The organism is Paenibacillus sp. FSL K6-1566 (assembly GCF_038050475.1).
Taxonomy (GTDB): Bacteria; Bacillota; Bacilli; order Paenibacillales; family Paenibacillaceae; genus Paenibacillus_AQ; species Paenibacillus_AQ lactis.
The window spans coordinates 2853373-2874717 of the sequence record NZ_JBBOSR010000001.1 but is presented as its reverse complement, the minus strand read 5'-3'; the positions used below and the strand labels follow the sequence as shown (position 1 = coordinate 2874717).

Below are 21345 nucleotides of genomic sequence, written 5' to 3'. Positions count from 1 at the left end.
AGCCTTTTTTCAGGCACGCACTGGGGTCCCCATCTTGGGAAGATGCAGATGCAAAAAGAACCCCTGCCCGGCGGGCAAAGGCTCTTGAATGGGTATCTATAATAACAGGATGGGCATTGCTATAGGAGCGTGCGAATCTCTTGGAACAGAACGTTGTTCTCCAAATGGATATGCTCATAGGTGTCTTTCTCAAGACCCGCAAGGCGTTGGTAGACAAGTCTGTATGTGCCGCATGCATCATCCGGCAGCTCCCAATCATTGGTGACCTCTCGAAGCTCCTGCAATATGCCGCCTGCACTGGAGTGCTCCTCCTCAAGCCCGGTTATCAGGGGCAGCAATTGCTGTCCAGCATCCGTCTTGGATTCGGTGATGACCCGGACCATAAGCGGGAAGACATTCTGATCTTCATCCTGCGTGTGCTCCAGCAGTTCCTTCTTGAGCTGCGTGAACAGCTCTTGAACCCGCAAAAGCTCAGGATGCCGTTCTCCGTGGACACGGGCAAGCTTAGTAACATATGGGGTCAGAGCCGGCAATTCATCACGCAAGAATGCATGATGCTTATGCTGAATGTGCTCGATGAGCTCAAGAGCGCCCAGGGAGGCCGGACGGCTCTCCTGGTATTTCTCAAATTTGTCCTGAAGCAGCTTGACCTGATTCAGGACAGCTTCGGGATCCAGCTGCCGCTGTGCGGCCGCATTCTCCAAGGGAATCTGGCCGCCGCAGCAAAAATCGATGCGAAGCGAACGGAATAAATCAGCCGTCTGAGGCACGGAGGAAACGATATCCGAGACATGGGTATGAAGCGTAATGGTGCTCATAGAAAACAACCTCCTGTCATTTGTGGCCATAGCTTAGCTGCTGGCCGTTTCTCACGCCTCAAGTATAGACAGCCCTTTAATCCGCATCAGTGATTGCAGTCATACGGATTGGGGACAAATTGTGAACGGCAGGCCCCGAAGCAGAAGCACCCATTCAAACCCTGTATGGAGCCCTAAAGGAAACGGCAAGCCTTTAAAATGTACCTGTAAATGTTCCTGTTCAAATTTTAAAGTCACAAATTGTTGCGATTTTATGTGATTCAAATCACAATGCCATGCGAAACGGGGTATCTATAATGATATCATCCACTTTATGAAAGCGAGGCGCAGCTTTATGCTAAGCGAAAAAACGATCGCAACCATCAAATCAACGGTTCCTGTCCTGGAACAACATGGCGTTACCATCACTTCCACCTTCTATCGGAATATGTTCAAAGCGCATCCGGAGCTGTTGAATATTTTCAACCATGCCAACCAGCAGCGAGGCCGCCAGCAAACCGCCCTTGCAAACACGGTGTATGCAGCGGCGCTGCACATCGACCGTTTGGAGGCTATCCTGCCTGCCGTTAAGCAAATCGCGCATAAACACCGGAGTCTTGGCGTCAAACCGGAGCATTATCCTATTGTCGGGGAGCATCTGCTAGGAGCAATTAAAGAGGTGCTTGGAGATGCAGCAACCGAAGAAATTTTGCAGGCGTGGAAGGAAGCATACGGCGTCATTGCGGATGCATTCATTTCTGTTGAAGATGAGATGTATAAGCAATCGGAGACGCAGGTCGGGGGGTGGAGCGGCTTCAAACCGTTCCGGGTCGAGCGAAAAGTACGGGAGAGCGAAGTTATTACGTCCTTCTATCTCGTTCCGGCGGACGGAGGCCCGCTGGCCGCTTTTGAGCCTGGACAATATGTCAGCATCAGGCTGCAAATACCCGGCGAAACTTATACCTTGAACCGCCAGTACAGTTTGTCTGATGCGCCTGGCAAGCCATACTACCGGATTTCAGTAAAACGGGAGGCCGAAGGCATTGATACTCCGGAAGGGAAAGTATCGAATTACCTCCATCAGTCCGTTGAAGAGAACGGGATCGTGGAGCTTTCGGCTCCTGCCGGCGATTTCACATTGAACCTGGAGGATTCGTCTCCGCTCGTCCTCATCAGCGGCGGTGTTGGGCTCACTCCGATGATCAGCATGCTGAACACCGCTGTTGAAGCACAACCGGGGCGTAAGGTGATGTTTATCCACGCAGCACGAAATGCCAATGTCCATGCAATGAAGCAGCATGTCGAGGAGCTCGCGGAAATGAATCCGAATATTTCTTACCGGTGGTGCTACAGCAACCCGGGCGCAGAGGATGGCGGATACCATAAGAGCGGATTGATCGACCTGGCATGGTTAAAAGATACCGTACCCGGGTCATCGGCAGTCTATTATTTCTGCGGTCCGATCCCGTTCATGAAGACGATCAACGACGCGCTTCTGGCAATGGATATTCCTTCCGACCGGATCCATTACGAGTTCTTTGGTCCTGCTGCAAGCCTTTCCTGACGGAGCAGCCGGTTGACCGTTTCCCGTCGCAGCCCGATCAGCTGTCCGATTTCCACTTGGGTCAGGACATCCGTAAGACGCGCAGGTGAGATATACTGCTCGAACCACCGCTGAAGCTTGTGTAATCGCTCAATGGGCTCGATTTCGCTTAATTGATCAATCCGCTCCTGCATCATTCGCAGCTTATCCTGCAGCTGAAGCGCTATGGAACGATATCGTACCGGGTCCTGCTCCAAGGAACCATACCATTCATCCGGACGGTAAACTTGAATCTCGCTTGTCACTAATGCAACCGCGGTTCCGAAATAGGGCTTGGGCGTAATTAATGAATGATGCGGAATCGTTTCCCCGGGGACAATCAAATTCACTAGCAAAGCATTGCCGTCCTGGTGTACACGCTCGATTTTGAGCATGCCGCTCTTCACATGAAACAGCGGGCCGGATTCGCCTTGCCGAAATAAGGTTTCTCCTTTATGAAGGATCATAAACAGGTACCTCCTCAATCATGACACTGTCTCTAATCATAGCGTAAGCGTCATGATATGATCAAGAAGGCCTTATTTGTAGGCGAAGATGTAATGGTAACAGCCCGGTTTCTCTGGTTTTCCTGAGGAACCGGGCTGTTACCGTTTAATAAAGATTCCATGATCTCCCTGCTGCTTGGTACTGTGGTACATTCACGCAACAAAACCGCCTTGAACCAAAAGGCAGTTTTGTTTGCGAAACGCGAAGTTAGGCATTCAGATCGCGTGTTCCGGGGCTATGCTCGTTAGGGAGCTCAGGCAAGTTCGGTACCGGGAAGCCTTCCGGCGGCGGAATGACTTGGAGACTGCCGCCGTTTCGGCTTGGCGTCTGGCCGCTGAAAATTTCACCGATCCGCGTGTTATCCAGCCGAAAATTGAATTGGGCATTATGGAAGCCCATATCCACATATTTTTTACACTCCGGATACTTATTGATATCGTAATTCGGTACAGGGAACAGCTTGCCCCACTCGACGCCAAGCGTCTCCAGCGCCTTGGCAAACGCGTTCTGATGGGCGTTGTCGCGAACGATCAGGAAGGCCAGCGTTTCCCGGAACGTTTTGTTCGTACTCATCTCATAGATTCTTGATTTTTGCAAAACTCCCGTTGATTCCAGCACGAGATTATCGAGCAGATTCGCCACCAGATTGCCGTGGTCGTACACATAATTGCCCATCCAAGGATTGCCTGCCGCATCGACCGGCAGCGAGCTTTGAGCTCCCATAATAAAGTGATGCGGGTTCGCGTGCTTGACCGCCTCATCCAGCGGAGCTTCATCGATTCCGGCATTGCCCGCGCCATCAGCGCCGGCTCCCGTCAACAGCTGGTTGATCGTATGCTGGACGAGCTCGACGTGGCTGATTTCCTCCAAAAACACGCCTCGTATCAAATCCCGAAACTGGGTGTCCAGTCCCCGGAAGTTATTGCTCTGGAAAAAGAACTGCATCATCGTGCGCATCTCGCCGAACCGTCCGCCAAGCGTTTCCTGCAGCACCTTTGCGGCAGCGGGATCGGGTTGATCCGGCACGATCAAATTGATCAGGTCTTCTTTGTAGAAATACATGGCGATGCCTCCGCTTTCCTGGATTGTATTGATGCCTTCAGTTTCATTCCCAGGGACAAGTTTCATGCACGCTGGGGATTATGTAATAATTACCTGCTGTGCACGCCCAAGAAGTTGCAGCATGAAATACATGGTTCCTGTACATAATGACGATGTTCAATAAATATAAAGGAGCGAATCATATTGGGTATTTTAAGCGGCAATCCGAAAGATGAGCCTATGCATTACGGCGAAATCTTCAGCGTATGGGAAACGTCCATGATGGCCAAGGGCACCATCTCTTGCTATGAGGCGTATATGTATCATGCAGGAGACAAGGAGCTGAAGAAGATCCTTGAGGACCTGCTCGACCAAGCGAGACTTGAAATGAAGGAATGCGACGAATTGCTGACCGACAACGGCATTACGCCAGCCCCGGCGCTGGCTGAACGGCCTCCTGCCAAGCTCGAGGAAATCCCGATGGGCGCCCGGTTCACCGATCCGGAAATCGCCGCCAAAATCGCTGCCGAGAATGCGCTAGGACTCGCTTCTTGCAGCAAAGTGATGGGAATGAGCATCCGGGAAGATATCGGCGCTTTGTTTGCGAAATACCATACAACCAAAGCGGCCCTCGGCCTTCGGATTCTTCGCATGAACAAGGAGAAGGGCTGGCTTATTCCTCCGCCGCTCCAAGCGAAGAGGCCTGAATAGCAGCAGCCGCACGAATAGCAAAGAGACTCAGCAGGATCAAAGCCAAGCTGAGTCTCTTCCTTTTGATCGATGGACGGTCGTTTAATGCGGCTTCCAACAAGGCTTAAGCGCGCTGTCTTCGAACCGGGGTATGATCCCGCAGGAGCCACATATGGAACAAATACTCAAAGCCTCCTGCCAAAACCGTAAGCAGCAGTATCTCCGGGAAGCTTAGCGTCCAATTGGCGGCATCGGCAATGATCCACAGCATGACGAATACCAAGCCTGCATCCGCGATGGTCGCTACCATGTTATTCGTCCTTGGCAGAATTAGAAGATCCCCGAGCAGATAAGCAACAATGCCTATGCCCAGCGCGGTGATCAGGGCCGCAATCAGCGTGGCGTTTGAAAGAGCGAGCAGCAAGCCCGTGATCATGACGCCGTGAACCAGCAGCTTAACCAACAGCTTTTCCATAATTATCACTCCTTCTGAAGTTAGGTTATCCAATTGTTACATTTATAACCCGTTTCAGCGCAATCAAACAGCAAGAATGATCTCTAATGGAACCGTGTGCGTGCCCTGTCGTTTTATTTTCATCGTTGAAATCGGGGATACAGGGAAAATACAAGCTATCGATTAAATAACCCTCTCTCCCCGCTCCGTTGTTTGCTACTGTTAAGTTCTTTTAGCCGTATTTAGATTCAGTCCGGATTTGCCAATGTTACGTTCACCTCCTATTCGTTTCTGGTTCACGCCGATCAGCACCATGCCACCCGCCACCAGCAGCCCTCCGGCCCATTGCTCCACTCCTGCCCGCTGACCCAGCAAGACCACGGACAGCACCAGGGCGGTAAACGGCATCATTCCAGAAAATGCCGCCGCCGTGGAAGCATCGCATCGGCGGATTCCCGCATACCATAACACAAAGGCAAGTGCCGTCACAAAGGGACCGTACCAGATCAGCGCTAGCCACTCCTCCCATGCGATCCCTGCAAGGGACCGAAGCGGGTGTTCAAACCCCGCCGGTATAAGACAAAGAAGGAACGCTATCGCAGATACCAGCGTCGTTTGCACAACCGGATCCACCGGTTGTTGTGATCGTCCGTCATTTTTTGTCGAGCTCATACGCGACAGGATATTGAATACCGATTCACTAGAAGCCGCGCAGAGCACCAGCACATTTCCGATTAAGTGCTGTACGGTAAAGGGATAATCTTGCGAGAACAGCCCCTGAATCAGAATAATTCCGCTGACCGTGCTAGCGATTCCGAGCAGACTGAAGCGGTTTACCCGCTCCTTCAGAACAAGCCTTGCCAGCACTACGGTAATAGCCGGCGTTGCCCCAGTAATGATCCCCGCTTCCGCAGCGCTGGTATGGGAGAGGCCAAAGAGCATAAACATGCGGAACAAAAACATGCCAAAGACAGCTTGAAGCAGCAGTTGACGCCAGTTTGTGCCGGCTCGGCTCCTGAGCGTACGAACCAGCGCCTGCAATCGCATCGGTACTAGAATCATAAGCGCGAGCAGAAGACTGATCGCCGTAATCGTGAACGCGCCCAGCTTGCCGTTCAACAGCCAGGCCGTAATAACCGAAGTACCTGCCAGCGTAAACGCCCCGAACAGATACAACATCCCTTTCCATCTTTCCACCCGAGTTCACATCCTCACAAAAAACAATAGTCGCTTGATATCCTCAACATGGTACAATCTTATCGGAGTTGGTTGAAGAACCAGTTCAGCTTGAATTTATACAAACCAGTTGGAGGAATTATGTGGGGATTCGAATTGCGGCGAGAAATCGAGGTTCCGCTTAAGCGTCAAATTTATCTGGCAATCAAGGAACAAATTGTTGCCGGAAAGCTTCGTGCAGGGGAAGCCCTTCCTTCCACCCGTCAGTTGGCGGAGGAACTGAAGATCTCCCGAAATACGGTGAATGAGGCTTTTGATATGCTGTTGGCTGAGGGATTCGTTGTAAGCCGCCAGGGAGCTCCAACAAGGATCGCGGAAGGCGTAGCTGTCCATACGGAGAAAAAGGAGGTTGCTCGGCAGCGCGAGGAACAGCCTCTTCCCCTCCTCGCCGATTTCCGTACTGGCCAACCGGAGCTCCGGCGGTTCCCTAATTATTTGTGGCAGCAAATCTCGATCAAGGCTTTCCGCGAGATGTCTAACGATATGCTCGGGTATACGGGCCCCCAGGGACTGCCAAGCTTGCGTTTTGAAATATCCTCCTGGCTGTACCGGAGTAAAGGACTTGTGGTAGATCCGCTGGATATTTTCATAACGGCAGGCGCGACCCACGCCTTGAGTGTCATTGCCCACCTGTTGTACCGGCAGGATCAGGCGATTATCGTTGAAGATCCGACGAACATCGAAATGCTCCAGTCGTTCATCAATAAAGGCTATCAAGTGAAACGCGTTCCGGTGGATGAGTTTGGCTTATTAACAGACAAGCTCCCAAGAATTAGCGGCCCTGTCTATGTAACCCCCTCGCATCAATTCCCGCTTGGCGGAATATTGCCTGCCGATCGTCGTGCGGCTTTGATTCGGTTTGCGAGGGAAAATGACAGCTATATCGTTGAGGATGATTACGACAGTGAATTTAGGTATGAAGGAGACCCGGTTTCCCCCCTCTATGCCGTGGATCCGGATCGCGTGATCTATATCGGAACGTTCAGTAAAGTACTGTTCCCGGCCCTTCGGATCGGCTATGTCATTCTTCCGCATTGCCTTCAGGAGCGATGGCGTTATTTGCGCACGCATACGGATGTGCAGAACCCTCCCTTCGAGCAAGAGGCATTAGCAGAATTTTTACGGACACGGAAATTTGACAGGCATATCCGAAGCATGCGCAAGCTGTATCGTGAACGTAGACAAGCGCTCCTGACAGCATTAAAGGCATCATTCGGTGACCGTTGGCGGCTATGGGGCGATGCAGCCGGACTGCATCTTGCGGTCGAATTCGAGGATATGCAGTTCGATCCGTCCTTTAAAGACATGTGCAGGAGCAACCGGATCCGGATAACACCTGTTGAATATCACGCGATTGCCAAAGGACTTCACGCCAATAAGCTGTTATTCGGCTATGGTCACCTGGAACCTCAACAGATCGAAGATGGGCTTGCGGTGCTGAAAGAATTTCTGATTGCCCGGGGATATATGTCATCCGCTCGGCTTGCCCCCCTTAAATAACCATGAAAAAACCGCACTATCGCGCGGTTTCTCCGTCGATCTTCCTTTGCTTCTCGCCTTGTGATGGCTCCACCAGCAAATCCAGCAGGAACGCCTTTAGATCAATCACACGCAAGTACCGGGGTTCACGGTCTGTTCCGCAAATAATGAGCGGCACAAGCGATTCCTTCTTCCTTATAGATCCGTGCCCGCCTCCTCCTTCATGCGTCGGAGAGCTTCGGTCTTTGAGCTCATAACCCGGTTTCGAGGTTACAACCATATAGCTCCCGGCGTGGGAATGAAGAGCGCTCGCCAGTCTTTGCAGAACATCAGGGTATTCACCATAGCTTATGGATTGTCCCCCGTCCCCATCATTCTTGCCTGCTTTCAGATTCAAAGCGTCCATGTCCCCTTCGATCTCCCACTTCTGCCCATAGGTGTCCGAGAACGGACCATCCGCACGATATTTCAGTTTCTTGCCTGAAGAACTCCGGGTGACATGAATCCATCCGTCATCTTTCCATGCGGCCATGTCGATACGATTGTCCTTAAGAAGCTTGCCTGCAATTTCTTGCAGCGAGTACTTCCCATTCGCGTTGTATACGTAAGCCATCGTTTCATTCACGGCGAGGATCACATCGGTTTCATCCGTCGGCCGCTCGCCCGGACGCAGGATACGGTACCCGTTCAGTATGGCCGGAAGGTCGATTTCCGAATGCTGATCAGCCGGCAGCAGCTGCGTCATGCCGCTGTCGCCCGCAATGATGATCACGGCTTCATCCAGCGCTTGTTCGGGCGATCCGAAGGCTTGCAGCATGGAATGAAGCTGAGCGTCAAGCTTCTTGACGCCTTCCAAATCCGAAGGCCCTTTCTTATGAAGCTTCTGATCCAGATCCGGCAAATACACGTATAAAAAGTCCGGCAGCTTCTTCTCCTTGATTAAGTATTCCAAGGCTTCCAGCGCAAATTTGTTATCCATTCCCAATCGGTTGGCAATGCTATCAGGCATATTCTTTTTGCCGTTCAGCGGATTGGAGAGGGCACCCAAGGTCAACAGATCGGGGCCTTTGACCTTGATGTTGCGATGAAGTGAGGTCGGTACCTCGATCCACGTTGGAATGGAGAGGGTATGCTCCGATTTTCCCCGATACACCAAACCGTTGATCGAGCCGGAAGTCAACCCGAGTCTGGCCGCTTCTTCATAGATCGTAGGAATCTTCGGATTGAGGTGCCGGCCGTTCAGGTTGATTAGGGCATCCTCAAGCACATGATTCACGCCCTGCCTCAGAATCTCCATCGGACCGGTTCCGTAGTTGATTAACCGTTTCTCCTCGGCCGAATACCAAAGAAGCCCGGGTACTCGATGTTCATGAGGATAGGTTCCGGTCAGCATCGAGCTGTCAATCGTCACCGACATCGTCGGAAACGAACTGACCATATCCCTATGATACTGTCCATTCTCGATAAGATACTGAAAGGTTGGAAGCTGCTTTTGACGGATCCCTTCATCGATGGATTGGGCCATCAAAGTGTCTATCATAAGAAAGATCACTTTCTTCTTATCGGCCCCCTGCTTGGACTTCACATGCAGCAAATCATGCTCTTTCGTCTCTTTATTCCCACAGCCTACCGCAGCCGCCAGGATGAGAACCACAGCAAACCATTTCATTCCCATTGTTCGCATATCGTCACCCGCCTTACCTACATTTTGCAACGGATAACGAAATGTCATTCGAGGGATTTTTTAGCTTGCCGATGCTCCATCCCCGTTCGCTCTTGTCAGCTTGGTAAACGCCCATGCGCCAAGGCACGAGGTGACGAACAACACCGCTCCCATCGGCACGGCTGTCGTCTCGTCAATGCCGACCAGGGGCGATACCGCCGAGCCCAGCAATAACGGTACCAATCCAAGCACAGCGCTTGCGCTACCAGCCCGATGTCCCTGCTTCTCCATGGCCAAGGTAAATGTGCTGGTTGCGACGATTCCGATCGTGATCATGTATATAAAGATTAAGATGACGATGAGGGCCAGCGGACCTCGGATCGCCGTCATGATAAGCAGCAATGAAGTTGCGCTTACCGCCGTCCATACGCCGAAGCGCAGCAATGTCCGTTCCGGAATGATGCCGCCGAAACGTCCGATCAGAAAGCTGCCGAAGATGATCGCGAGGCCATTGATGCCGAACAGAATGCTGAACACCTGCGGCGATACACCATATATCCCTTGATATACAAACGGAGTGCCTGACACGTAAGCAAAGCTCCCGCCGTGGATGAAGCCGACCGTCAAGGCGTATCCGATGAAGGAACGATCCTTGAACAGATCCCCCATGGTCTTTATCGAGTGGCCAATCGAGCTTGACATCCGTCTCTCGGGCGGCAAGGTTTCCTTCAACCGCAGCGTAATGGTGAGCACGATAAACAGACCGAATAAGCTTAGAAAATAAAAGATCGAATGCCAGCTGGCGGATGGAAGCAGCAAAATCGCTCCGCCCGACATTGGGGCGACCATCGGCGCAACGGCATTGATGACCGACAGCAGCGCAAAGAACTTGGTCAGCTCCCTGCCGCTGAACACATCCCGCACGACCGCACGGGAGATGACAAGGCCGGCAGCAGCAGTAAATCCCTGCAAGAATCTAGCGATAATCAGTGTCGTAATATTCGGGGCAAGCGCGCAAAACAGAGAAGACAATGCGAACAGCCCCAAAGAGATGATTAAGGGCATTCTTCTCCCGCGTGCGTCACTGATTGGACCCACGATAATTTGTCCCAAAGCCAGGCCAATCAAGCACGAAGTCAAACTCAGCTGCACCAGTGAGGCTCGCGCTCCCAAGTCAGACGATATATCGGGGAAGCTGGGCAGATACATATCGATGTTGAATGGTCCCAATATCCCCAGCAAACTTAGAAGAAATGCTAGGCCGAGGCGTTCTCTTCCTGTTGGATTATGAAGCATGCGTATCAAACACCTTTACGAAGAATTTAGCTTTAACTATGAATGTAACAGCCAAGCCATAGCTTGCCGAGCAAGTAAATGCATGCTCAAGCATGTTGTTTCCCGGACGACAAGACTTCGACCATTATAAAGGGTTCCGTTCTTTTTGTTAAGTGTTCGTTATAAAAAAACACACGGTAATGTCTTACCGTGCGCTCGCCTTCTTCTTATGATTCAGTTTCCTTCTTTTTCCTAACATAGGAATCCTAGCATAGTACTAATCGGGCCATTTCTTATATCAAAATGGCTTTGACACCATAAAATAAAGGATGGCGAGGGGAAGCAGGGTTGCGATCGTTCCGAATATCGCCCAATACCTTGAGGCCTTCTTATACCCTGCCGTGACCGCTCCACTTTCTACGGAATGCCGGCTGTGCCTGATCATGCTTTTCTGTAAAGGGATCAATACCCCTCCCCAAATCAGCCCTGTCACGCCGAACAAGACAAGCGATGCGGTGAGCCAATTCATTCCTCCAATCCCAAATCCGGAGCGGCCAGCCATCACGATGCCGGAAACGATAAGCAGCAATAATCCCGGAAGCGTAAACACGTAGTCGGCCAGCATCACGTTCTTCGCCGTCCGGTGGATGTGGGACGGATTGCCTTCAATGTCGGCCCTTACCTTCCAGAACGCAGCCGTTATGATATTCCCCACAAACAGCACGCTTCCGGTTATATGAAGAAACAGCCATACCGTCATCAGCTCCTGCCCCCCTTACCGGCTTCTCCGGGCTGGAGAATACCGATGATAAAATCCTTATACTCCTTCGTACCGAAGACGTCGCTCTTGACCCCGATCAATCCCCGTACCCGCAGCCCGAAAGACAGCAATTCGAACAGCTCAGCCGTCCGCTCGGCATCGATGGATTTTGGAATTACGCCCGCTTCCTGCCCGGTCTCGATCCACTTCCTCGAGGTGGCCGTCGATTCCCTGTAAAACCCGGCTACAATTTCGGCAATCCCCGGCTGATCGCTCTTTCCGATCAAATACATCAAAATCTGGTTGCTGACGTCATCGCGGCTTTCCAGCTTCGTCATTCCATGCGCGATGGCGTTCATGGGTCCTTCAAATTGCTTCTTCTTCCCCTGCTTGTTTACTTCATTCATAAACCGTTCGTTTGATTCCGCGAGCTTCGCTTTCAATACATTGATATACAGCTCATCTTTGCCGGAGACGTAATGAAAGATCGCGCCTTTGGAGAGTCCGGTGCGCTTCATAATGTCCGTCAACGTCGTTTGACTGCAGCCCTTCTCCCGAATCAATTCCTCTGTTGCTTCCAGCAGGATGTGCTGCGTTTGCTCTCGGCGTTCTTCTTGCTTCATATGCGATTCCTCCTTATAGGTACTGCATTATCCTTGCGAAGGCAGCCAGCCTGCAATTAATATAGCGGCTATAAACACGATTTGAATAACCGTTCTGATCCCTATCGGTGGAACCGGCCTGCCCGCTAGCTTGAGCTTATGACGGGCTGCATGCATGTTAGCTGGAAACATGGCAATCAGCAGCAGTGCCAGCAAGGTTGCTGCTATCGTTGTCGTCGACGGGAAGAGCAGCAGAAAGGCACCCGTTATTTCAAAAATGCCTGTCAAACTTACGATCATCCCCGCCTTCGGGATCCATGGCGGTACCATCGCAATCAAATCGGGACGCATTCTGCCCCAGTGAGCCGACGCGGCGATCAGCAGCATCACCGCTGCTGCAAAGCGAAGCGATATGACGGTGTCGTTCATGTACTCCCAGCCGGCTAAACCGAGTGACCGAAAAACGAGAAACGAAATGACCATGCCTATAAATGGTGCCATCTCCACCAACTCCTCATCCTCTTTGCTCCTTATTATATATACCGACCATCGGTTTGTAAATACGAACGACAATAAATGAGAGCCGTCCAAATTTACAACCCGCTCACAATGTCATGCGATCGCCGCGACGACATATAAGCAAGCTGTAAATCTGACGGCTTTGATTTGATCTGTTTGATTGCCCGGAGGATTCCCCAATCTATCCGGCATGGGACCATCTATTGTTTTGACGAGGCGGGGTATATTCTGAACAAATGTACGTATAGAACGACACTAATAAGTGCTGACAGCAGGATCAGGCTGAATATTCCCATTGGCGGAATCCACGCCGATAAAAACACAGTGACCGGCGCCAAAAATCGCCCGATCGTATACTGCAGATTGTCAGCGCCCATGTATTGTCCTCTTGCATGCTCCGGAGCATAATGGCTGATAAAGCTTTGCATGACCGGTGAGCGGACAATCTCGCCGAATGTAAACACGATCGTAACGATAAACAAGAACCATAGATTGGTGCTGAAGCCGAGGGCAAACGTCCCTAATCCGGATAACAGCGATGACATAATGAATACGTCGCGCTCCTTCCAATGGCGCAGCCACTTGGTTACCGGCAGGATAAACAGCACAAACAAGAGACCGTTCAGGCCGAGCAGCCAGCCCAATATCTCGGTGCTCGAAAGCATCAGCTTGCCCTCCTCCCAGGAGAACAAAGCCTGAGCAGGCACGTAGTTCGTGACGTAGACGGCTAAATACAAATCCAGCTGCATAATCGCTACCAGCGCGAATATCCCTGCTAGTATGTACACCAGAAACACCTTGTCGCGAAAAATAACGCCGTATCCCTTCCACTGCTCCCTCCATATTTCGCCAACCGTTGCTGAACGGCCAGCGCTTCCCTCCCCAGGCGGCATGGATTCTTTAACGATCAAATAGATAGCGATGAAATACAGCAGCAGGATGAACGAGCAGGTCCACAGCAGCTCCTGCCGGTAATGGAAGAAGAATACCGCTCCAAGCGCCGGGCCTAACACTGCCCCGATATTATTGGCGGTCGTGAACGTAGCGAACACTTGACGCCGGTCCTGTGCCGGAACCAGGTCCGCCACCATGGCCGTGCTGGCCGGCCGATAAATGGCACCGCCGAAGCCAATGGCAATAAACGCCGCATAATCGAGCCAATGGGAAGATGACAAGGCGAATACGGCGAACATCAAGGTTTGGAGCGCAGCGCCCGTTAGCATGACGGGACGGCGTCCGATCCGGTCCGCCAAAGCGCCTCCGATCAAGCTCCCTGCCATGCTGAATAACGGGGGAACCGTCATCAGCATCCCCGCGATATCATTTCCTAACGCATTCCCGAAATAAACCGCGATAAACGGAAAGTACATCCACACGAGCATATTGAACAGCGCTTCGCCAAATAAGCGAACTTTTAAATTGGTATTCCATAATCGAATTTGCATAAGAAATAGGCTCCCTTTAGCTATACAACGCGATGGCTAAGCTCTGACTTCCCGGCCGGGTATCACCTACTATAAAATAATTTCCTGGCAAAATATAGACTTATATTAGGCGTTCGTTTATACTAATAATATGAAAATCGAATAAGACCCCGTTTGATTCAAATGTTCCTTAAATCGAACGTACGTTCTAAATCTAATGATTAAAGACGCCTCCGCGGAGGCGTCTTTTTTAGACTTAAATGCATCATCGTTCTCTGGTTAATCGTTCAGCTGCTTGGTCTCGTATAACCGCTCGAAGATCAGCCGGCTCACCTCGGACACACGTCCTTTATCTTGATATGTCAACCATGCCAGCTCCTCGATCTCCGAGGCTGGCGACAGCTCTCCGTCCGCCTCTGCCGTATAACAGGACATCTTCACGATGGCTCCATCGGTTTTACCATGAGCCTCCGCCTCGAAGGTTCCGTAGTGCACGGCGCTTTCCGGTTGTATCCGAACGGACAGCTCCTCTTCAATCTCCCTGGCAAGCGTTTCGAGCTCCGTCTCGCCGGCCTCACGCTTTCCGCCGGGAACATAGTACGTATCCTTGCCTCTGGAACGGGCGCATAAGATGCGTCCGTCAACCACATGCAGCCATGCGACTTTATCAATGATCGATCCCATGTTTACTCTCCTCCTTCGCGAACTTTTCGAGCTTCTTGCTTCTCTTGTGATCCTCCTAATTTAAACACCAGAATGCCGCCGATGATAACCAGAACTCCAATCAGCTGGTTTATTGTAAAAGGAACCTTAGCAAGACCGAGCCATCCCATGGAATCCCACAAGAGGGCGAACCCGAGCTGTGACGTCATGACAATCGATATGGCGAACGTCGGTCCGAGCATTTTCGTAGCTTGAACCAGACAGATCACCACGCCTACGCCGATGACCCCGCTGATCCAATACCAGGGCTTCATCTGGTCCAGCTGGAAGGTGGCGGTACCCTCAACTGCCAAGCTTATGATGAAGGATGCAGCAAAGCCCAATCCAAGCACCAATGTTGTCGTTGACCATAGTCCCGTGGCAGCATTAACCCGGTTGTTGAATATATTTTGCAGACTTACCAGAGCGCCGGCTATAAGCGCCAATACCAATCCTCCGGCCACATTCCGCTCCTCCTTCACTTTCCTCATATGGCGTTCTTAGCGGTCATTTATTCTTCGTAAATATTGCCCCCGGCCACCTCGAACAGCTTCTCCCGATTCTTGATCAGGATGATGCCGCGGCGGCGCTCGATCAAGCCGTCCTTGCAAAATTTATGAATCACCCGGTTCAGATGCCTGTAGCTTGTCCCGAGCAGATTCGCAATATCTGACAGCTGGAAGACATCTGGAGGATCGGTTGCGAACGCTCCGGAATCGCCTTGCGAGACCGAAAGCAGATAACTGGCCAGACGAACTTCCACCGGATGCATCAGATTAAAGCTCATAAAATTGGACTTAATATAAAATTTGCGGGTGACGATCTGCAACAGAAACTGCAGCAGCGGCGGATGGGACTGACCGTATTTATTCAGCCAACGATGATGAACGGCAACCATGGTCGAAGGCATCACCGCCTGCACCGTGTTGATGAATGGATTTCCTTGAATATACTCAATATCACCAATCACCTCCAGCGGCGTTTTAAAGGACAGGATGAGCGCCCTGCCTTCCGGTGACGTTGTAAACACCTTGATTTTCCCTCCAACAAGCACATAAAGGTATTCAGCGGTCTCCCCCTGCTTGCAAATGCTCTCTCCCTGTTCGTACTCACACAGCAGCAGATGGGGCTCCAGTTCTTCCGGGAACACATGCTCCATCTGGTGCTCGCGAATTAAGGAACGCAGGCGTTCCGGATCGCGACTTTCTTTCATCGATCAGTTCACTTCCCATCTGTTCATGATTCTGTCCTTTGCTGCTACATTTTAAGGAACAGCACACCGGCGATCATCATGGCAATGCCAATGCATTGAGCTGCCGTAATCCTCTTCTTGGCCACGCCGAACCATCCGCCGGCGTCAATCACGAACGTCAGGCTCAGCTGTGCGATCAACAGCGCCGATATCGTCAAGGTTACCCCGATATGCCGGATCGCGGTAACTTCACTGAATATGATCGGTGCCGCCAAAGCGCCTCCTAATACATACAGCGGGTTGACCTGCCTAACCCAATACTGCTTGCTGTCACGGACAAACGACAAAATTACCAATGCCATCAAAAACCCCGTCAGCTGCGTTACGGATGCCGCCGGCCATGTTCCCATATCCTGACTGATCCTTGCGTTCGCCACACCCTGCAGAGTTATGCATGCACCGCCCAGTATAGCAAATACAATTCCTCTCATGCGTATAAACTCCTCGCGTCGTAATTGATCTGTATATTATTAAAGAGTATATCCGGCATTGGGGAAAAGGACATATGTCCTAAATGGGGCGAAAATGATAAAACTCCGATTGCATCTATGACTTTACCCTCTCTATGGTCTAAAATAGAATCTATGTATTCATGTTCATCGCCCATGTGGAAGGAGATTCATATCATTCATGACGAACAAACAAACCTCATCCGAATCGCTGCGGCATAGTCTGCAATCGGACTGTTCCAGCTGCTTCGGCTTATGCTGCGTGGCGCTGCCCTTCGCGGCATCATCGGATTTTGCGGTGAATAAGGACGCCGGAACACCCTGCAGCAATCTGAGAGCCGCTTTCCGCTGCGCCATCCACGATCATCTTAGACAAAAGGGCTTCCGCGGCTGCACCGTGTTCGATTGCTTTGGCGCAGGACAGAAGGTATCCCAGCTTACTTACCAGAGACGCGACTGGCGGCAGTCAACTGAGACCGCCAAGGAAATGTTCGAGGTATTCCCGATAATGCGGCAGCTCCACGAGCTGTTATGGTATTTAAGCGAAGCATTGGAACAACAGCCGGCGCAAGAAATTCATGCCGATATCGAACGAGCGCTGGAGGAGACCGAGCGCATGACGCTTCTCCCTCCGCCAGCTCTGCTGAAGCTCGATGTGGCAGCTCATCGGGCCGAAGTCAATTTGCTCCTGCTTCGGACAAGCGAGCTTGTCCGGGAGAATGCCCGCCGTAAGCACACCGGTCCTCCCGTCAGGAAGAACATCGGCGGCCGGGGTGCGGATCTGATCGGCGCCAAGCTTAAGGGCGCCGATCTTCGATATGCCAATCTGAGAGGGGCTTATCTCATCGCAGCTGATCTGCGCGGCGCGGATCTGAGGGTAGCCGATCTGATCGGCGCGGATTTCCGGGATGCGGACATTCGGGGAGCCAATCTGACCGGATGCCTCTTCCTAACCCAAGCCCAAGTCCAAGCCGCCATCGGGGATGCGAGCACGAAGCTCCCGCCTTCGTTAACGCATCCTGAGCATTGGCCAGCCTAATACGTTCCCGATGGAATGCAGCGAATGCAACTCTATTCCTAGCGTTCGCAAAGCTTAATGCATCGCATACATGGTCATTTGAACATGTCGCTGTTCTGCCTCTTCCACGAATCCTTCAACGGCACAACGCGGTTAAACACAAGATGCCCGGAATGGGCGTGCTTGTTATCGAGACAGAAGTAGCCGTGTCGGATGAACTGGTAGGTTTGATGGAAAGAGGCATTGCTTAGGCTCGGCTCAAGAAAAGCCTTCTCCACCCGAATCAACGATGCCGGGTTCAGGAGCTCCTTCCAATCGTTGCCGGATTCTGCAAAAACAGCGGTCTCCTTCAGAAGGCGATCATACAGATGCAATTCTGCATGGATCCCGCAACTCATGGATACCCAGTGAATCGTCGACTTGACTTTCCTTGCGTTGAACCCGCTTCCGCTTCGTGTCAACGGGTCATAGGTGCAGTGCAGCTCGGTTATTTTACCGGTTAACGGGTCCTTTACGACTTCCTCGCAGCGGATAAAGTAAGCTCCCTTCAGCCGCACCTCCTGCCCCGGCGACAGCCGGTGAAACCCTGCGATCGGATCCTCCATGAAATCCTCCCGTTCGATCACCAGTTCCCTGGTGAACGGGACTTTCCTGGTTCCCAGGGATTCATCGCCTTCATGGTTCCGCAGAACAAGCATTTCCGTCCGGTCCGCCGAAAAATTCGTGATGACCACTTTCAGCGGGTGCATCACAGCCATGGCATTCAGGGACCGCATCTTCAAATCCTGGCGGACAAAGTGCTCCAGCATCGCCGAGTCCACGGTACTAGGATTTTTTAGCGCGCCAAGCTCTTCGAGAAATCGTCGAAGCCCTTCCGGAGTCACGCCCCTACGGCGCAACCCTTGCAGTGTCGGCAGTCTTGGGTCATCCCAACCGTCGACATAACCCCCATCAACCAGCTCCCTCAAATATCGCTTGCTCGTAGCCGTTCCCGAAATATTCAGCCGGCCGAATTCCCTCTGCTTGGGAGGCTCCGTAATATCAAGCTCCCTCAGTACCCATTCATACAGCGGGCGGTGATCCTTGAACTCTGCCGAGCATAAGGAGTGCGTAATCCCTTCAATGGCATCCTGGATCGGATGGGCAAAGTCATACATCGGGTAGATACACCATTCATTTCCGGTTCGGTAATGCTCCGCATGGATAATCCGGTACAGTACGGGATCCCGCAAATTGAGATTAGGCGATGCCATATCGATCTTCGCCCGAAGCACCTTCGAGGCGGCTGCAAACTCTCCATTCTTCATCTGCTTGAATAAGGACTCATTTTCTTCCACCGTCCGGCCTCGGTATGGACTATCCTTCCCCGGCTCGGTCAGCGTTCCCCGGTAAGCAGTCATCTGCTCCGGACTAAGGTCGCAGACATAGGCCCTGCCCTTGCGAATCAGCTTGATTGCGGCCTCGCAGATTTGCTGCGAGTAATCCGATCCGAAATATACATCCGGCTTCAATCCAAGCCATTCAATATCCTGTTTGATCGCCTCCACATATTTAACGTCTTCCTTAAGCGGGTTCGTATCATCGAAGCGCAGATTAAACCTGCCGTCAAACCTGTCAGCGATCGAATGGTTAACCTGGATGGCATATGCGCTTCCGATGTGAAGGTAACCGTTCGGCTCGGGCGGGAAACGCGTCGCGATCGGCCTGCTGTACACTCCGCTCGCGATGTCCTCCCGCACAATGTCCGTCAGAAAGTCGGACTTCATAGCTGCGTTTCTTTTGTCAGTGCTCATGGGTACAACCTCCTCTAAATTAACATGTTCATTTCCTCTGGAACGACAAAAAATCCCGCCCCCAAGACAAATGTCTTGGGGACGAGATTTGATTTCGCGGTGCCACCCCTATTTGCCGATATCTCACGATACCGGCCTCATCAGGTACGGCCATCGGCTGACGGCTTATACCCTAGCTCTATAACAGGAGCTCCTGTCGCACCATCTGCTTATGTAAACCACAAGTTCCGATGCGCCGCTCAGAGGCTTGGTTCAACGAAGGGTTTCCCGCCCCTTTTCAGCTTGCTGGGGCTCTCTGTAGGGAATCCTGACTCGTCTACTCTTCTCTTCATCGCGTTTATAATTTGAATTATAGTATCATCAAAGAACGCAAAAGTAAATCATGGAATTGCACGCCTGGTGGCATTTACACCGGGAGCAGCTTCACCGTCGCCTGCTTGCCGCTCACTTGGATGCCGGTTTCCTTCGTTCCCTTCCCGGCCAGATCGTGGATCAACCGTTCCAGCAGCTTCCGGGCGGCATCGCCCTCCTTGCCCTGAATGCGGATGATCGGCTGGACCGCCTTGCCCGATTCAAGCAGGCGCTGCATTTGGGACAGCTTGGTATCATAGTCGTGCTCCTCGATATGTACGGTGAGGCGAAATTCTTTCACTTTGATCGGACCGCTGGCCGGCTTCTGTCCTTTCTTCTCCTTCGCGGCCTCCTGCTTGGCCATTCCTCGGCTGACCAGCTTGCATGGCGGAGGGCTGCTGAACAGCGAAGTGCACACTAAATCCGCCTTATTCGCTTTCGCCAGCGCTAATGCCTCGTCCCGTGGCATGATGCCGAGGTCCTCGCCGTCGAGTCCCGTCAGTTCAACCTCGCGTGCCTTTATTTTCTCGTTCATCATCAACATCCGATTGCCTCCTTCAGATCCATCCTGATACGTAAGGATAGCATACCATACCCGGCAAAAAAAGATCGCCCAAGCACATCGCTTGAACGATCCTCAGCAGCATCTCCTCACTAGTCGAGCTTTTGAAAGGGATATGGGCTCTCGATCCCGGCTATCTTCAACTACTGATAGTTAGGATTCAGTATCCGTGCTTTGTAGAATGCAGCACCGGTCTTGGTACGCGTTGCACTCGGAAGGAAAAAGTCTGCCGAATCCGTACACCACGTGTAAAGCGTACAGCCGCCGACCGGATTCTTCGCGACATCCGCGACCGTTTGCACCACCTGGCCTGATGACTGATTACCGACAGCCTTTACGCCCACCCGGCTGATCTCGTCAGCTCCCGCATACGTAAGATCGAGCGAATTGGTCGATTTGACGTATTGATATACCTTCCCACCCGATGCCACCCACAATCGGTCAAGGTCTCCATACACCGGTTGTATGTCATGCCCGTTCAAGCGGGTAACATCCAGTCGAACATGCTCGGTCAACGTCGGGCTCGCGGTTGTTCCCCCTACCTTCAACCCAACGATCGCCCCATTTCCCAGGCTCCATAATATTTCATTATGCGGATCCCAAGATACGCCGTGAGCGCTCTCCAAACGATACTCTGCGTATGTCGTTGAATGACAGCTCTGAGACGATGTATAAATCCGTACCCAGCCTCCAGTGCTTGCTGCAACGGCAATGTTGCCGTTGGGCAGAAGTTCGGCGGAGTGGGGATTGCCGCCTACATTCGCTGCCCAGAGCTTATAATTTCCTGCAGGATATGGAATAATCGCGGCCAATCCCCTTGAGTCGGTAACGAGCATAACCTGGGTTCCGAAGAAATCGCTGTTTCTAATCCGTGCTTCCGTCGGCAATCCCCAATAGGCGGTAAACTCAGCGAAGCCGTTGGATGCAATGGGTGCCCAAGACCATTTAACGGCCATGGAATCATTCCAATCAGAGACGCCAGGGTCCATCACCAATATTTTTTTGGACGCTTGATCGCTCATAGCGATATCATAATCCTCCTGGAGAGGCGAAGATGCGTCCACCCAGCTCATTCTTAGGTTATCCCCGGTAATAAAGAGAGTCAGGGCAGCCAGAGAGATACCAGCAGCGAGCAGCAAATGGCGCAGCCGGGATGTCATCTTCTTCCGATTATTCATTCGATCCCTTC

The 21345-nt window shown here is 51.9% G+C and carries 22 protein-coding genes and 1 other annotated feature; of the genes, 4 read left to right on the top strand and 18 right to left on the bottom strand.

Annotated elements, in window-relative coordinates:
- Positions 1-119: 119 nt before the first annotated feature.
- The gene (ric, locus tag NST08_RS12635) at positions 120-818 is read right to left on the bottom strand and encodes an iron-sulfur cluster repair di-iron protein (RefSeq protein ID WP_028405539.1); all 699 of its coding nucleotides are present in this window, start codon (positions 816-818) and stop codon (positions 120-122) included.
- A gap of 334 nt (positions 819-1152) precedes the next feature.
- Between ric and hmpA the strand changes: the two genes are divergently transcribed.
- Positions 1153-2361 (top strand): NO-inducible flavohemoprotein, encoded by a 1209-nt coding sequence (hmpA, locus tag NST08_RS12630; RefSeq protein ID WP_213616867.1) that lies wholly within the window; start codon positions 1153-1155, stop codon positions 2359-2361.
- Here the strand turns inward: hmpA and NST08_RS12625 are convergent.
- Both NST08_RS12625 and NST08_RS12620 read right to left on the bottom strand, forming a co-directional pair.
- Positions 2325-2846, bottom strand: coding sequence for a Crp/Fnr family transcriptional regulator (locus NST08_RS12625; RefSeq protein WP_007130333.1), 522 nt, complete (start codon positions 2844-2846; stop codon positions 2325-2327). The genes hmpA and NST08_RS12625 overlap by 37 nt on opposite strands.
- 247 nt (positions 2847-3093) lie before the next feature.
- Positions 3094-3948: a manganese catalase family protein gene (locus NST08_RS12620; protein ID WP_007130335.1), complete on the bottom strand. Its 855-nt coding sequence runs from the start codon at positions 3946-3948 to the stop codon at positions 3094-3096.
- 183 nt (positions 3949-4131) lie between these two features.
- Between NST08_RS12620 and NST08_RS12615 the strand changes: the two genes are divergently transcribed.
- Positions 4132-4638: a DUF3231 family protein gene (locus NST08_RS12615; RefSeq protein ID WP_007130336.1), complete on the top strand. Its 507-nt coding sequence runs from the start codon at positions 4132-4134 to the stop codon at positions 4636-4638.
- A 103-nt stretch (positions 4639-4741) separates the two neighbouring features.
- On the opposite strand, the gene NST08_RS12610 is transcribed toward NST08_RS12615, so the two are convergent.
- Positions 4742-5092 (bottom strand): DUF2512 family protein, encoded by a 351-nt coding sequence (locus NST08_RS12610; protein ID WP_007130337.1) that lies wholly within the window; start codon positions 5090-5092, stop codon positions 4742-4744.
- A gap of 201 nt (positions 5093-5293) precedes the next feature.
- Positions 5294-6268, bottom strand: a complete 975-nt coding sequence (locus tag NST08_RS12605; RefSeq protein ID WP_341341805.1) for a DMT family transporter — start codon at positions 6266-6268, stop codon at positions 5294-5296.
- A gap of 120 nt (positions 6269-6388) precedes the next feature.
- Here NST08_RS12605 and pdxR point away from each other — a divergent pair, with 120 nt between their 5' ends.
- Positions 6389-7807, top strand: a complete 1419-nt coding sequence (pdxR, locus tag NST08_RS12600; protein ID WP_028405535.1) for a MocR-like pyridoxine biosynthesis transcription factor PdxR — start codon at positions 6389-6391, stop codon at positions 7805-7807.
- A 16-nt stretch (positions 7808-7823) separates the two neighbouring features.
- Here the strand turns inward: pdxR and NST08_RS12595 are convergent, their stop codons facing one another.
- The 10 genes from NST08_RS12595 to NST08_RS12550 form a co-directional block, all read right to left on the bottom strand.
- A complete protein-coding gene (locus tag NST08_RS12595) occupies positions 7824-9470 on the bottom strand; it encodes an alkaline phosphatase family protein (protein WP_034273384.1) in 1647 nt (548 codons plus the stop codon).
- A 60-nt stretch (positions 9471-9530) separates the two neighbouring features.
- Positions 9531-10745 carry a Bcr/CflA family efflux MFS transporter gene (locus NST08_RS12590; protein WP_341341804.1) on the bottom strand — a complete coding sequence of 405 codons (1215 nt, stop codon included), beginning with the start codon at positions 10743-10745 and terminating at the stop codon, positions 9531-9533.
- Positions 10746-11022: 277 nt separating this feature from the next.
- Positions 11023-11484 carry a DUF2269 family protein gene (locus tag NST08_RS12585; protein ID WP_341341803.1) on the bottom strand — a complete coding sequence of 154 codons (462 nt, stop codon included), beginning with the start codon at positions 11482-11484 and terminating at the stop codon, positions 11023-11025.
- Positions 11484-12107 (bottom strand): TetR/AcrR family transcriptional regulator, encoded by a 624-nt coding sequence (locus NST08_RS12580; RefSeq protein ID WP_341341802.1) that lies wholly within the window; start codon positions 12105-12107, stop codon positions 11484-11486. Before NST08_RS12580 ends, NST08_RS12585 begins: the two co-directional genes overlap by 1 nt.
- A 27-nt stretch (positions 12108-12134) precedes the next feature.
- On the bottom strand, positions 12135-12587 hold the full coding sequence (locus NST08_RS12575) for a DoxX family protein (protein ID WP_007130344.1): 453 nt from the start codon (positions 12585-12587) through the stop codon (positions 12135-12137).
- 218 nt (positions 12588-12805) lie between these two features.
- The gene (locus NST08_RS12570) at positions 12806-14050 is read right to left on the bottom strand and encodes an MFS transporter (protein WP_007130345.1); all 1245 of its coding nucleotides are present in this window, start codon (positions 14048-14050) and stop codon (positions 12806-12808) included.
- A 258-nt stretch (positions 14051-14308) separates the two neighbouring features.
- The gene (locus tag NST08_RS12565; RefSeq protein ID WP_007130346.1) at positions 14309-14713 is read right to left on the bottom strand and encodes an NUDIX hydrolase; all 405 of its coding nucleotides are present in this window, start codon (positions 14711-14713) and stop codon (positions 14309-14311) included.
- Positions 14714-14715: 2 nt separating this feature from the next.
- A complete protein-coding gene (locus NST08_RS12560; protein WP_007130347.1) occupies positions 14716-15195 on the bottom strand; it encodes a DMT family transporter in 480 nt (159 codons plus the stop codon).
- Between the two features lie 47 nt (positions 15196-15242).
- Entirely contained in the window at positions 15243-15944 is a 702-nt protein-coding gene (locus tag NST08_RS12555) for a Crp/Fnr family transcriptional regulator (RefSeq protein WP_007130348.1), read from the bottom strand.
- A 44-nt stretch (positions 15945-15988) separates the two neighbouring features.
- Entirely contained in the window at positions 15989-16414 is a 426-nt protein-coding gene (locus NST08_RS12550) for a DMT family transporter (RefSeq protein WP_007130349.1), read from the bottom strand.
- Between the two features lie 199 nt (positions 16415-16613).
- Here NST08_RS12550 and NST08_RS12545 point away from each other — a divergent pair, with 199 nt between their 5' ends.
- Positions 16614-17471: a pentapeptide repeat-containing protein gene (locus NST08_RS12545; protein WP_007130350.1), complete on the top strand. Its 858-nt coding sequence runs from the start codon at positions 16614-16616 to the stop codon at positions 17469-17471.
- 74 nt (positions 17472-17545) lie between these two features.
- Here NST08_RS12545 and NST08_RS12540 read toward each other — a convergent pair whose 3' ends face one another.
- The 3 genes from NST08_RS12540 to NST08_RS12530 all read right to left on the bottom strand — a co-directional run bounded on the left by NST08_RS12540 (position 17546) and on the right by NST08_RS12530 (position 21334).
- Positions 17546-19243: a glutamine--tRNA ligase/YqeY domain fusion protein gene (locus NST08_RS12540; RefSeq protein WP_210095292.1), complete on the bottom strand. Its 1698-nt coding sequence runs from the start codon at positions 19241-19243 to the stop codon at positions 17546-17548.
- 74 nt (positions 19244-19317) lie between these two features.
- Positions 19318-19584, bottom strand: a binding site (T-box leader).
- A gap of 65 nt (positions 19585-19649) precedes the next feature.
- Positions 19650-20138 (bottom strand): translation initiation factor IF-3, encoded by a 489-nt coding sequence (gene infC, locus NST08_RS12535; RefSeq protein WP_007130352.1) that lies wholly within the window; start codon positions 20136-20138, stop codon positions 19650-19652.
- A gap of 161 nt (positions 20139-20299) precedes the next feature.
- Entirely contained in the window at positions 20300-21334 is a 1035-nt protein-coding gene (locus NST08_RS12530) for a DUF6528 family protein (RefSeq protein ID WP_007130353.1), read from the bottom strand.
- Positions 21335-21345: the final 11 nt, after the last annotated feature.

Coding starts and splice junctions, on each gene's coding strand:
- NST08_RS12625 (WP_007130333.1), bottom strand. CDS start 2,846: ATGATCCTTCATAAAGGAGAAACCTTATTTCGGCAAGGCGAATCCGGC.
- NST08_RS12550 (WP_007130349.1), bottom strand. CDS start 16,414: ATGAGAGGAATTGTATTTGCTATACTGGGCGGTGCATGCATAACTCTG.
- NST08_RS12555 (WP_007130348.1), bottom strand. CDS start 15,944: ATGAAAGAAAGTCGCGATCCGGAACGCCTGCGTTCCTTAATTCGCGAG.
- infC (WP_007130352.1), bottom strand. CDS start 20,138: ATGTTGATGATGAACGAGAAAATAAAGGCACGCGAGGTTGAACTGACG.
- NST08_RS12545 (WP_007130350.1), top strand. CDS start 16,614: ATGACGAACAAACAAACCTCATCCGAATCGCTGCGGCATAGTCTGCAA.
- NST08_RS12585 (WP_341341803.1), bottom strand. CDS start 11,484: ATGACGGTATGGCTGTTTCTTCATATAACCGGAAGCGTGCTGTTTGTG.
- NST08_RS12580 (WP_341341802.1), bottom strand. CDS start 12,107: ATGAAGCAAGAAGAACGCCGAGAGCAAACGCAGCACATCCTGCTGGAA.
- NST08_RS12595 (WP_034273384.1), bottom strand. CDS start 9,470: ATGCGAACAATGGGAATGAAATGGTTTGCTGTGGTTCTCATCCTGGCG.
- hmpA (WP_213616867.1), top strand. CDS start 1,153: ATGCTAAGCGAAAAAACGATCGCAACCATCAAATCAACGGTTCCTGTC.
- NST08_RS12530 (WP_007130353.1), bottom strand. CDS start 21,334: ATGAATAATCGGAAGAAGATGACATCCCGGCTGCGCCATTTGCTGCTC.
- NST08_RS12610 (WP_007130337.1), bottom strand. CDS start 5,092: ATGGAAAAGCTGTTGGTTAAGCTGCTGGTTCACGGCGTCATGATCACG.
- NST08_RS12590 (WP_341341804.1), bottom strand. CDS start 10,745: ATGCTTCATAATCCAACAGGAAGAGAACGCCTCGGCCTAGCATTTCTT.
- NST08_RS12570 (WP_007130345.1), bottom strand. CDS start 14,050: ATGCAAATTCGATTATGGAATACCAATTTAAAAGTTCGCTTATTTGGC.
- NST08_RS12540 (WP_210095292.1), bottom strand. CDS start 19,243: ATGAGCACTGACAAAAGAAACGCAGCTATGAAGTCCGACTTTCTGACG.
- NST08_RS12620 (WP_007130335.1), bottom strand. CDS start 3,948: ATGTATTTCTACAAAGAAGACCTGATCAATTTGATCGTGCCGGATCAA.
- pdxR (WP_028405535.1), top strand. CDS start 6,389: ATGTGGGGATTCGAATTGCGGCGAGAAATCGAGGTTCCGCTTAAGCGT.
- NST08_RS12575 (WP_007130344.1), bottom strand. CDS start 12,587: ATGGCACCATTTATAGGCATGGTCATTTCGTTTCTCGTTTTTCGGTCA.
- NST08_RS12565 (WP_007130346.1), bottom strand. CDS start 14,713: ATGGGATCGATCATTGATAAAGTCGCATGGCTGCATGTGGTTGACGGA.
- ric (WP_028405539.1), bottom strand. CDS start 818: ATGAGCACCATTACGCTTCATACCCATGTCTCGGATATCGTTTCCTCC.